Annotated in this window: 12 protein-coding genes; 3 read left to right on the top strand and 9 right to left on the bottom strand. The window is 61.6% G+C overall.

Features of this window, described 5'->3' with window-relative positions; translation table 11 throughout:
• Window positions 1-9: 9 nt before the first annotated feature.
• The 6 genes from trpC to rpe all read right to left on the bottom strand — a co-directional run bounded on the left by trpC (window position 10) and on the right by rpe (window position 5,663).
• On the bottom strand, window positions 10-810 hold the full coding sequence (gene trpC, locus IGS61_RS21100) for an indole-3-glycerol phosphate synthase TrpC (protein WP_230541424.1): 801 nt from the start codon (window positions 808-810) through the stop codon (window positions 10-12).
• 34 nt (window positions 811-844) lie between these two features.
• Window positions 845-1,888 (bottom strand): anthranilate phosphoribosyltransferase, encoded by a 1,044-nt coding sequence (trpD, locus tag IGS61_RS21105; protein ID WP_230541425.1) that lies wholly within the window; start codon window positions 1,886-1,888, stop codon window positions 845-847.
• A 65-nt stretch (window positions 1,889-1,953) separates the two neighbouring features.
• Window positions 1,954-2,517, bottom strand: a complete 564-nt coding sequence (locus IGS61_RS21110; protein WP_086145601.1) for an aminodeoxychorismate/anthranilate synthase component II — start codon at window positions 2,515-2,517, stop codon at window positions 1,954-1,956.
• A gap of 1 nt (window position 2,518) precedes the next feature.
• Complete coding sequence (gene trpE, locus IGS61_RS21115) at window positions 2,519-4,015, bottom strand: anthranilate synthase component I (protein WP_230541426.1); 1,497 nt, start codon at window positions 4,013-4,015, stop codon at window positions 2,519-2,521.
• A gap of 269 nt (window positions 4,016-4,284) precedes the next feature.
• Entirely contained in the window at window positions 4,285-4,989 is a 705-nt protein-coding gene (locus IGS61_RS21120) for a phosphoglycolate phosphatase (RefSeq protein WP_230541427.1), read from the bottom strand.
• Window positions 4,989-5,663 (bottom strand): ribulose-phosphate 3-epimerase, encoded by a 675-nt coding sequence (gene rpe, locus IGS61_RS21125; RefSeq protein WP_034753544.1) that lies wholly within the window; start codon window positions 5,661-5,663, stop codon window positions 4,989-4,991. Before rpe ends, IGS61_RS21120 begins: the two co-directional genes overlap by 1 nt.
• 145 nt (window positions 5,664-5,808) lie before the next feature.
• On the opposite strand from rpe, the gene apaG reads away from it, so the two are divergent.
• Complete coding sequence (apaG, locus tag IGS61_RS21130) at window positions 5,809-6,183, top strand: Co2+/Mg2+ efflux protein ApaG (RefSeq protein WP_230541428.1); 375 nt, start codon at window positions 5,809-5,811, stop codon at window positions 6,181-6,183.
• A gap of 25 nt (window positions 6,184-6,208) precedes the next feature.
• Here apaG and IGS61_RS21135 read toward each other — a convergent pair whose 3' ends face one another.
• The gene (locus IGS61_RS21135) at window positions 6,209-6,355 is read right to left on the bottom strand and encodes a hypothetical protein (protein ID WP_230541429.1); all 147 of its coding nucleotides are present in this window, start codon (window positions 6,353-6,355) and stop codon (window positions 6,209-6,211) included.
• A gap of 49 nt (window positions 6,356-6,404) precedes the next feature.
• Here IGS61_RS21135 and mltA point away from each other — a divergent pair, with 49 nt between their 5' ends.
• Entirely contained in the window at window positions 6,405-7,631 is a 1,227-nt protein-coding gene (mltA, locus tag IGS61_RS21140; RefSeq protein WP_230541430.1) for a murein transglycosylase A, read from the top strand.
• Window positions 7,632-7,668: 37 nt separating this feature from the next.
• Here mltA and IGS61_RS21145 read toward each other — a convergent pair whose 3' ends face one another.
• Together IGS61_RS21145 and IGS61_RS21150 are read right to left on the bottom strand one after the other, a co-directional pair.
• Window positions 7,669-8,106, bottom strand: coding sequence for a universal stress protein (locus IGS61_RS21145; protein WP_230541431.1), 438 nt, complete (start codon window positions 8,104-8,106; stop codon window positions 7,669-7,671).
• 137 nt (window positions 8,107-8,243) lie between these two features.
• Window positions 8,244-9,545, bottom strand: coding sequence for an MFS transporter (locus tag IGS61_RS21150; protein WP_230541432.1), 1,302 nt, complete (start codon window positions 9,543-9,545; stop codon window positions 8,244-8,246).
• A 76-nt stretch (window positions 9,546-9,621) separates the two neighbouring features.
• Between IGS61_RS21150 and IGS61_RS21155 the strand changes: the two genes are divergently transcribed.
• On the top strand, window positions 9,622-10,398 hold the full coding sequence (locus IGS61_RS21155; protein WP_230541433.1) for an enoyl-CoA hydratase: 777 nt from the start codon (window positions 9,622-9,624) through the stop codon (window positions 10,396-10,398).
• The last annotated feature ends 237 nt before the right edge of the window (window positions 10,399-10,635 follow it).

The raw sequence follows: 10,635 nt of genomic DNA on the forward strand, positions 1-10,635 counted from the left end.
TACCATGGTTTAACTGAACAGGCGCTCCAGCTCCACGCCTGGGTCGGGTGCGCGCATGAACGCTTCGCCCACGAGGAAGCTGTGGATGTGCGCATCGCGCATGCGTTGCACGTCGGCCGTGCCGTGGATGCCCGATTCCGTGATGATCAGTTTGTCTTGCGGGATGCGCGGTAACAGCTTGATGGTCGTGTCGAGCGACGTTTCGAAGGTGCGCAGGTTGCGGTTGTTGATGCCGATCAACGCGCTCTTGAGTTTCAGGGCCGCCGTCAGTTCGTCGCCGTCGTGGCTTTCGATCAGCACGCCCATGCCCAGTTCGTGGGCGCACGCTTCCATCTCCGCCATCAGGCCATGGTCGAGCGCCGCGACGATCAGCAGGATGCAGTCGGCGCCCATGGCGCGCGCTTCGTAGATCTGGTACATGTCGACCATGAAATCCTTGCGCAGCACGGGGATGGCGCAGGCGGCGCGCGCCTGCTGCAGGTACTCCACGGATCCCCGGAAGAACTGCTCATCCGTCAGCACGGACAGGCAGGCCGCGCCATGCGCCGCATAGCTGGCGGCGATATCAGCCGGGCGGAAGTCGGCGCGGATCACGCCTTTCGACGGCGAGGCCTTTTTCACTTCGGCGATGATGCCGGGCTTGCAGGCGGCGATGTGCTGGCGCAGGCTCGCTTCAAAGCCGCGCAGGCCGGCGCGCAGGGCGCTGTCGCTTTCCACGTCGCCGCGCAGGCTGGCCAGGCTGCGGCGGGCTTTGGCCTTGGCCACTTCATCGGCTTTCACGGCCAGGATTTTATCGAGTATGTCGGACATGATGGTCGCTATTCTATAAAGGAGGGCAGGGCGTTTACGCTTGCGCCGGGGTGCCCAGCTGCTGCGTGACCTGCACGAATTGAGCGAGTTTCGCCAGCGCGGCGCCCGAGCTGACGGCGGTGCGCGCGCGCGCCAGGCCATCTTCGATCGAGCTGGCCACGCCGGCCGCGTACAGCGCCGTGCCCGCGTTCAGGGCCACGATGTCGGCGGCCGCACCGGGTTCGCCGCGCAGCGCTTCCATCATCTTGGCCTTCGATTCGACGGAATCGGCCACCTTCAGGTTGCGGCTGGCGATCATCGACATGCCGAAATCTTCGGGATGGATTTCATATTCGCGGATCTCGCCGTTGATCAATTCACCGACCATGGTGGCCGCGCCCAGCGATACTTCATCCATGTTGTCGCGGCCATACACGACGATGGCATGCTGCGCGCCCAGGCGCTGCAGCACGCGCACCTGAATGCCGACCAGGTCGGCGTGGAATACGCCCATCAGAATGTTCGGCGCGCCGGCGGGATTGGTCAGCGGACCGAGGATATTGAAGATCGTGCGCACGCCCAGCTCCTTGCGCACGGGCGCCGCATGCTTCATGGCCGCATGGTGGTTGGGCGCGTACATGAAGCCGATGCCCGTTTGCGCGATCGACTGGGCGATCTGCTCGGGCTGCAGGTTGATGTTGACGCCCAGGGAGTCCAGCACGTCGGCGCTGCCGGACGAGGACGAGACGCTGCGCCCGCCGTGCTTGGCCACGCGCGCGCCCGCTGCCGCCGCCACGAACATCGAGGCGGTGGAAATATTGAAAGTGTGCGCGCCGTCGCCGCCCGTGCCGACGATGTCGAGCAGGTTGGTGGTGTCGGCCATGGGCACCTTGGTGGAAAACTCGCGCATCACTTGCGCGGCGGCGGCGATTTCGCCGATGGTTTCCTTCTTCACGCGCAAGCCCATGGTGAGGGCCGCGATCATGGTGGGGGACATTTCGCCGGACATGATCTGGCGGAACAGGTACAGCATTTCGTCGTGAAAGATCTCGCGGTGTTCGATGCAGCGCAGCAGGGCTTCTTGTGGGGTGATCGGCATGATGCTTCCTTCTTCAATGATGGCGCAGGAGGACACTGATGGCACGCCGGGGCGTGCGCATGGGATCAGCGCTCGAGGAAATTCTTCAGCAGGGCGTGGCCGTGTTCCGAGAGGATCGATTCGGGGTGGAACTGCACCCCCTCGATATCGTATTCCCGGTGGCGCACGCCCATGATTTCGCCGTCGTCCGTCCACGCCGTCACTTCCAGGCAGGAAGGCAGCGAGGCGCGTTCGATCGCCAAAGAGTGGTAGCGGATCACTGTGAAGGGGCTGGGGATGTCCTTGAAGACGCCCACGCCCGTATGCGCGATGAGGGAAGTTTTGCCATGCATGACCTGCTTGGCGCGGATGACCTTGCCGCCAAACGCATCGCCGATGGCCTGGTGGCCCAGGCATACGCCGAGGATAGGCTTCTTGCCGGCGAAGTGTTTCAGTACTTCCACCGAAATGCCCGCCTGTGCCGGTGCTTTCGGGCCAGGCGAGATGCAGATGCGGTCCGGGTTCAGCGCCTCGATCTGTTCGATCGTGATTTCATCGTTGCGGTAGACCCGCACGTCTTCGCCCAGTTCACCGAAATACTGCACGATGTTGTAGGTGAAGGAGTCGTAGTTGTCGATCATCAGCAGCATCTTAAAACCCTCCATCCAGGCCATCTTGCACTTGTTCGGCGGCGCGCAGCACGGCGCGCGCCTTGTTTTCCGTTTCCTGCCATTCCATTTCGGGGATGGAGTCGGCCACGATGCCGGCCGCGGCCTGGACGTACAGCATGCCGTCCTTGACCACGCCCGTGCGGATGGCGATCGCCACATCCATTTCGCCGCCAAACGACAGGTAGCCGCAGGCGCCGCCATAGATGCCGCGCTTGGTGATTTCCAGTTCGTCGATCACTTCCATGGCGCGCACTTTCGGCGCGCCCGTCAGGGTGCCGGCGGGGAAGGTCGCGCGCAGCACGTCCAGGTTCGACAGGCCCTCCTTGAGGGTGCCTTCCACGTTCGAGACGATGTGCTGCACATGCGAATACTTTTCGATGACCATGCGGTCGGTGACTTGCACGCTGCCCGTTTCCGCAATGCGTCCGATGTCGTTGCGCGCCAGGTCGATCAGCATCACGTGCTCGGCGATCTCTTTCGGATCGGCCAGCAGCTCGGCCGACAGTTCGGCGTCGCGCTCGGGCGTGGCGCCGCGCGGACGCGTGCCGGCAATCGGACGCAAGGTGACTTTCTTGCCGCCGTCCGCCGTCTTCTCGTTGCGCACCAGGATTTCTGGCGAGGCGCCGATGATCTGCATGTCACCGAAATTATAGAAGTACATATACGGCGACGGATTGAGCGAACGCAAGGCGCGGTACAGGGTCAGCGGTGAATCGACATACGGCTTGCGGATGCGCTGGCCGATCTGCACCTGCATCAGGTCGCCCGCCATCACGTATTCATGCGCCTTGGCGACCGCCTTCAGGTAGTCTTCCTTGGAAAAGTCGCGGATGGTTTCCGTGCGCACGGAAGCGCTGGTGACGGGGGCATCGACGCCGCGGCGCAGCATCATGCGCAAGTCCTTCAGCCGCTGCTGTGCTTTCGAAAACGATTCGGGCTGCGTGGTGTCGGCGTAGACGATCAGGTAGAGCTTGCCGGACAGGTTGTCGATGACGGCCAGTTCTTCCGTCACCATCAGCTGGATGTCGGGCAGGTTCAAGTCATCCTTCGGCGCGCCGCCGGCCAGCTTTTTCTCGATGTGGCGCACGGTGTCGTAGCCGAAGTAGCCGGCCAGGCCGCCGCAGAAGCGCGGCATGCCGGGGCGCAGGGCGACCTTGAAGCGCGACTGGAACTGTTCGATGAAGTCGAGCGGATTGCCTTCGTGTTCTTCGATCACGCTGCCGTTCTTGACGATTTCAGTGCGTTTGCCATAGCTGCGCAACACGGTCGTGGCGGGCAAGCCAATGAAGGAATAGCGGCCGAAGCGTTCGCCGCCGACGACGGATTCGAGCAGGAAGGTGTTCTTGCCACCTTGTTGGGCCTGCGCCAGTTTCAGGTACAGGGTGAGCGGGGTTTCCAGGTCGGCGAACGCTTCCGCGATCAGGGGGATGCGGTTGTAGCCTTGCTGGGCCAGCGATTTGAATTCGAGTTCGGTCATGTTTCTCTCCATGCCGTCAGGGTATGAGTGTGCATAGTGCACAAACCCTGCGGTGGGTTATCAAAAAACTTGCCGGTACATGGAACATGCGCAAGATGCGCAAAGGACGCGTGTGCTACCGGCAGCAATCGTAACGGCTCGGCCCTTAGGCCTGCCAGGATTGCCAGCGTCGCCAAAGCCAGGCCTCAATCGAGCCGGTTTGGGTGACATTGTGTTTTTTGATGAGAAACGTGTTCACGATATGGTGTTGGGTTTGGTCAGTATGCCGCTTAGTTTTGCATGCCAATAAAACGGGCTGCTTCGAGCAGTGTCTTTACTATACCATCGGAATCGGTATCGTGTATAGAGTGTCCGTGATTGTAGCCATACGGTACCGTCAGTACGGGGCAAGCCGCAGCCCTGGCCGCTTGCGCGTCATTCGACGAGTCGCCGATGGCCACCACTTTGGCGGGGGGCAGGCCGAAGTCCGCACACACTTGCAGCAGCGGCATGGGGTGTGGTTTTTTCTGCGGCAGCGAATCGCCGCCGTAGACGATCTCGAAATAGCCATCGAGTTTTTTCTGCTGCAGCAGGGGCAGGGCGAAGGCGATCGGCTTGTTGGTGACGCAGGCCAGGCGCAAGCCCGCCGCCTTCATGGCCGCCAGCCCCGCTTCCACGTCCGGGTACAGGGTGCTGTACTGGCCATTGATGGCCAGGTAGTGGCGCTGATAGCCCTCCATCGCCTGTTCGAAACGCTGTTCCACGCCGGCCGCATCGAAGTCGAGCGCCAGCACGGTGCGGATCAGGTTTTCCGAGCCTTTGCCCACCATCAGCTTGATGGCGTCGGCGCTGATGGGGGGCAAGTCCAGTTCGGCGCGCATGCCATTGATGGCGACATGGAAATCGGGCACGGTGTCGAGCATCGTGCCATCGAGGTCGATGATGGCGGCGCGCACGCCGGCCAGTACGTGGTCTTTCACCGTGCCCGCTTGCATCAGGCGCCCTTTACCGCTGCCAGCTCGGCGCGCATGGCGTCGATGACGGCCTTGTAGTCTGGCTTGCCGAAGATGGCCGAGCCGGCGACAAAGGTGTCGGCGCCGGCAGCGGCGGCGGCGGCGATGTTGTCGATCTTGATGCCGCCATCGACTTCCAGCATGATGTCACGGCCCGATTCGTCGATCATGCGGCGCGCTTCGGCGATTTTCTTCAGCGCTTGCGGAATGAAGGACTGGCCGCCGAAGCCCGGGTTGACCGACATGATCAGGATGATGTCGATCTTGTCCATCACGTGTTCCAGGTAGTGCAGCGGCGTGCCCGGGTTGAATACCAGGCCCGATTTGCAGCCGTTGTCGCGGATCAGCTGCAAGGAACGGTCGACGTGATCCGACGCTTCCGGGTGGAAGGTGATGATGTTCGCGCCAGCCTTGGCGAAATCCGGGATAATGCGATCGACAGGCTTGACCATCAGATGCACATCGATGGGTACTTGCACGTGCGGGCGGATCGCTTCGCACACCAGCGGTCCGATGGTCAGGTTCGGCACATAATGGTTATCCATCACGTCGAAGTGAATGATGTCGGCGCCGGCGGTAACGACGTTGCGCACTTCCTCGCCCAGGCGGGCAAAGTCGGCTGACAGGATGCTGGGAGCGATACGGAATGTTGTCATGGTGGCTAAAGGCTCAGAGTAGAAAATGCGAAGATGCGCTATTTTACGCTTGACGCCGTTACCATGCTTTATTGAAATACAGAATATGCGCCGCGCAGTGGCCGCTGAGCCACGCGCGACATTCATGACTACTGAAGGGATGACGATGTCGACTTATGAATTTACGGTAACGGTCAAGACGCAGTACCTGCCCGAGCAATCGGCACCCGACCAGGGGCGGTACGTGTTCAGCTACACGATTCGCGTGGTCAACAGTGGCACTGTTGGCGCGCAACTGATTTCGCGCCACTGGGTCATCACCGATGCGGACAACAAGGTGGAAGAGGTACGCGGCCTGGGCGCCGTTGGCCACCAGCCGCTGCTGCAGCCGGGGGAACAGTTCGAATACACGAGCGGAACCATGCTGGCCACGCCGCAAGGCTCGATGCACGGCGAGTACTTTTGCGTGGCCGAAGATGGCCATCAGTTCGACGCGCCGATTCCCGAGTTCGTGCTGTCGGTGCCGCGCACCCTGCATTGACGCGTCGCCAGGGGGCATGCGCCCCTTATTTCAGTTTTTCGGTGCTGTCCTGTTCTTCACTGAGCTGCTCGTGCGCCGGCGGTGCGGGCTTTTTGCCCGAATACATGGTCCACCAGACTATAAATGCCAGCAAGAAGAACGCCACCAGCGCCTCTATCATCAAGATCCACATACGCACCCCTATGTTATTTACCCGCAGCTTAGTATTTACCCGCCGTCTGTTGACACGCGGTAGTCTACCCGTTTCAATCGGCGCCGTCGCGCTTGCACTTTCCGCCTGTACCACGCCGCCTGCGCCGCCCGCTGCCAGCGGCAAGGCGCCGCCCATCGCGCCGACCGTCGTCAAGCCGGTGCCGGCCAAGCCCGCCGATGCCAAGGATGCCACGGATGTGGCGGCGCCCACCTTCGTGCCCGCCAAGTTTGCCGCCTTGCCCGGCTGGGCGCGCGACGACATGCGCGCCGCCTGGCCCGCCTTCATGGCTTCGTGCGGCGTGCTGGTGAAACGTCCGGACTGGAAGGAATCGTGCACGATTGCGCGTCAGGTGAATGCCGACAGCGACAAGGCCATCCGCCTGTTTTTCGAGACCTTCTTTGTGCCAAATCAAGTCGTCACGGCTGATGGCGCCAATACTGGATTGGTGACCGGCTACTATGAGCCGCTGCTGCACGGCGCGCGCAAGCGCGGTGGCCCATACCAGACACCGCTGTACAAGGTGCCTGACGACTTGGTCTCGGTGGACTTGTCCGGCGTGTATCCGGAACTGAAAAACATGCGCTTGCGGGGCAAGCTGGTCGGCAAGAAGGTGATACCGTACGCCACGCGCGCCGACATCGAGCGCGCCACGTCCGTGACGGGCAAGGAATTGCTGTGGGTGGATGACGAAGTCGAGGCGTTCTTCCTGCAAGTGCAGGGTTCCGGCCGCGTGCAGCTGACCGATACGCAGGAAACCGTGCGCGTGGCGTATGCGGATCAAAACGGCCATCCGTATAAATCGATCGGCCGCTACCTGGTCGACAAGGGCGAACTGACCCTGAGCCAGGCGTCCGCGCAGGGCATCAAGGCGTGGATCGCCGGCCACCCGACGCGCAAGGATGAATTGTTCAATGCCAATCCCAGTTATGTCTTCTTCAAGGAGGAGCGCCTGCCCGACCCGAAAGTAGGTCCGAAGGGCGCGCTGGGCGTGCCGTTGACACCGCAGCGTTCGGTGGCCATCGATTCGCGCTTCCTGCCGTTGGGCGCGCCCGTGTTCCTGTCCACCACGCAAGCCAATAGCGAGATTCCCATGCAGCGCCTGGTGATGGCGCAAGATACGGGCGGCGCCATTCACGGGCCTATCCGTGTCGATTACTTCTTTGGTTTTGGCGCGGAAGCGGCCGAGAATGCGGGCCGCATGAAGCAGAGCGGCGCCGTGTGGGTGTTGTTGCCGAAGCAGGCGCCGGCGCGCTGAGTTGCTACGCGCGACGCCGGGGTAGCTATGGTCTGGCTTAACGCAGAACCATGACGGGCAAGTGTGTATGCGCCAGCACTTTTTGCGTTTCGCTGCCCACGAATAGCTTGTTCAAGCCCTTGCGGCCATGCGAGGCCATCAGGATGATGTCGCAATGATAGGTTTGCGCCGCGTTGACGATTTCTTCGTGGGGGCTCGGCGAGACTGCTACCACGCCTTCGAAGGGCACGCCGACGGCGCGTGCCGCTTCGCCGATCTTGTCGATGGCGCGTTGCGAGGCTTCCTGCATTTGTTGTTCATACAGGCTGGCGTCGAGCACGATGCCGCCGTCGGCCATCGGCGAGAACGGGAAAGGCTGCACCACGCTGATGGCGACCAGCTTGGCCTTGTTCAATTGGGCGAAGGCGAGGGCGGTCTCGGCGGCTTTGTCGGACAGCGGCGAGCCGTCGGTGGGAAATAAGATGGCGTTAAACATGGCGTACTCCTCAAGTGATGTCAGACAGCTTATGGATTTACATCAATTAAAACCTTGATGTAAATCAAACCTCGCAGGCTTTGGCAGAAATAGTGTCGCCAAAGCAATCTTTTGTCAGTGTATGCCCATTCATCGCTTCAGGTGCGCACGCTACGCAGCGGCGTGCCCCACACCATGGCGACCGTCAACAGGATACTGCCTGCCGCGATGCAGGCCAGACCATTGCGCACGCCAAAGTGTTCCGCCACCCAGCCGGCGGCCAGCGCACCCAGCGGCGCCGTCGCCACCGTCAGGAAGCGCATGGTCGACGTCATCCTGCCCAGCATGGGATCGGGCGTGACCTTCTGGCGCAAGCCCAGGTAGGGAATAAAGAACAGCATCACGCCGCAATCGAAAAAGAACATCAATATGGCATAAGCGACGGCGCTGGCGGCCGCGCTGCCGAACAGTGCGGCGGGAATCGTTGGCGTCAGGGCAAAGCACACGGAGGTGGATGCCAGGCCGATCAGGATGGTGCGGCCGGCGCCGTAGCGCTTCGTCAATGGCTTGACGATGAAGGCGCTGAGCAAGACGCCGGCACCGCCCAGCATCTGCGTCATGCCCAGTACGCCAGGGCTCATGCCCAGGTCGCGCGTGGCGAACAGCACCGTCAAGGCCATGCTGGCGTAAAACAGGAAGTGCCAGATACCGGCGCCCCAGGCCAGCGCGCGCAGCAGCGGTTCGCGCCAGACAAACAGCAAGCCGTCGGCGATGTCGCGCAAGGCGTGCTTGCTTGACGGCGCCGGGCGTGGGTCGCGCACGCTCATGGCGCGCAGATTGAAGACGGAAATCAGATAGCCGCAAGCCGTACACAGGATGGCGACGGGTGCGGACAGCACTTGCACCAGCACGCCGGCCAGGCCGGGACCGATCAGGCGCGAAGCCGATTCGGTGGCGGCAAATTTTGATTGCGCATCGATCAAGCCGTCACGCCCCACCAAAAAGGTCAAAAAGACCTGTTCGGCGCCGCCGCCGACGACGAAGCCCGTGCCGATGACGAATCCCACTATATATAACCATGGCATCGACAGTACGCCGCACCAGTAAGCGACGGCCACGCTGGCCAGGGCCAGGCCGGACATGCTTTCGCTGAACAGCATGATCGGGTGCTTGCTGCGCCGGTCCAGCAGCACGCCGACGGGCAAGCCGAAGAGGGCAAACGGCAGCGCCTGCAGGGCGACCAGCACGCCCATCTGTTCCGGCGTCGCATGCAATAACAATACCGCGCACAGGGGCAGGGCCAGCGAGGTGATCTGGGCGCCGAAGCAATTGAGGCCGTTGCTGAACCACAGGCGGCGGAAATTGACGCTGGCTGCGCTGCCGTCGCCGCGCAGGTGGTTTGCGCAGTACTGGAAGAGGGAGGAGAAAATACGCTGCTCGATAAAGGTGGCCGGGCTCACAATAATAGCAGCGCACCTGCCGCGCCGCTGCCGTTAGCCGCTACAATCGTCACACCGTTCATTGAGAGGAGACACTATGCAATATGAAGACCTGATCATCGACATCCAGGACAAAGTAGCACTGATACGCCTGAACCGCCCCAAGGCCTTGAACGCCTTGAACGACAATATGATGAATGAGCTGGGCGACGCCTTGCTCAAATTCGATGCGGACGAGAATATCGGCTGTATCGTGCTCACGGGCAGCGAAAAAGCGTTTGCCGCCGGCGCCGATATCGCGGCCATGGCCGACTACACGTATCCCGATACCTTTACCCAGGGCTACATCAGCCGCAACTGGGAGCATATCTTGCGCGTGCGCAAACCCGTGGTGGGCGCCGTGGCCGGTTATGCGCTCGGTGGCGGCTGCGAATTGGCCATGATGTGCGATTTCCTGATCGCCGCCGACAGCGCCAAATTTGGCCAGCCGGAAATCAAGGTCGGCGTCACGCCGGGCGCGGGCGGTACGCAGCGTCTGCCGCGTGCCATCGGCAAGGCCAAGGCCATGGATCTGCTGCTGACGGCGCGCACCATCGATGCCGCCGAGGCGGAGCGCATCGGCCTGGTGTCGCGCGTGGTACCGGCCGATAAGTTGCTGGAAGAAACCTTGGCTGCCGCCAAGACCATCGCCGCCATGCCGACTTCGGTTGCCATGATGATCAAGGATTGCGTCAACCGCGCCTTTGAAACGACCCTGACTGATGGCGTCGCCTACGAGCGCCGTTTGTTCCAGGCCGCCTTCGGTACGCCTGCACAAAAAGAAGGCATGCATGCTTTCCTGGAAAAGCGCTTGCCAAACTTCGACGGTCTTTGATATCATTCGCCTCCCCGATGAGACGCAGCGGTTTTAGCGAAACAGAGGGAGCCGGATGCAGTAGCAAACGGCAAAAAAAGAAGGTTGACGAATTAGCCGAAACGCTTCATACTCTTCCTTCTTCGCAGCTGGCAAACACAACGCTTTGTCGATAGCGCGAAAGCAGTACCGAATACAGTTCTTTAACAATTAACAGTCGATAAGTGTGGACATTTGATGTAGTGCAGCGCCGATCTT

It is taken from the genome of Janthinobacterium sp. FW305-129 (assembly GCF_020858115.1).
In the GTDB taxonomy this organism is placed as follows: domain Bacteria; phylum Pseudomonadota; class Gammaproteobacteria; order Burkholderiales; family Burkholderiaceae_D; genus Janthinobacterium.

Coding starts and splice junctions, on each gene's coding strand:
- rpe (WP_034753544.1), bottom strand. CDS start 5,663: ATGACAACATTCCGTATCGCTCCCAGCATCCTGTCAGCCGACTTTGCC.
- apaG (WP_230541428.1), top strand. CDS start 5,809: ATGTCGACTTATGAATTTACGGTAACGGTCAAGACGCAGTACCTGCCC.
- IGS61_RS21110 (WP_086145601.1), bottom strand. CDS start 2,517: ATGCTGCTGATGATCGACAACTACGACTCCTTCACCTACAACATCGTG.
- trpD (WP_230541425.1), bottom strand. CDS start 1,888: ATGCCGATCACCCCACAAGAAGCCCTGCTGCGCTGCATCGAACACCGC.
- IGS61_RS21120 (WP_230541427.1), bottom strand. CDS start 4,989: ATGCAAGCGGGCACGGTGAAAGACCACGTACTGGCCGGCGTGCGCGCC.
- IGS61_RS21135 (WP_230541429.1), bottom strand. CDS start 6,355: ATGTGGATCTTGATGATAGAGGCGCTGGTGGCGTTCTTCTTGCTGGCA.
- IGS61_RS21155 (WP_230541433.1), top strand. CDS start 9,622: ATGCAATATGAAGACCTGATCATCGACATCCAGGACAAAGTAGCACTG.
- IGS61_RS21145 (WP_230541431.1), bottom strand. CDS start 8,106: ATGTTTAACGCCATCTTATTTCCCACCGACGGCTCGCCGCTGTCCGAC.
- trpC (WP_230541424.1), bottom strand. CDS start 810: ATGTCCGACATACTCGATAAAATCCTGGCCGTGAAAGCCGATGAAGTG.
- trpE (WP_230541426.1), bottom strand. CDS start 4,015: ATGACCGAACTCGAATTCAAATCGCTGGCCCAGCAAGGCTACAACCGC.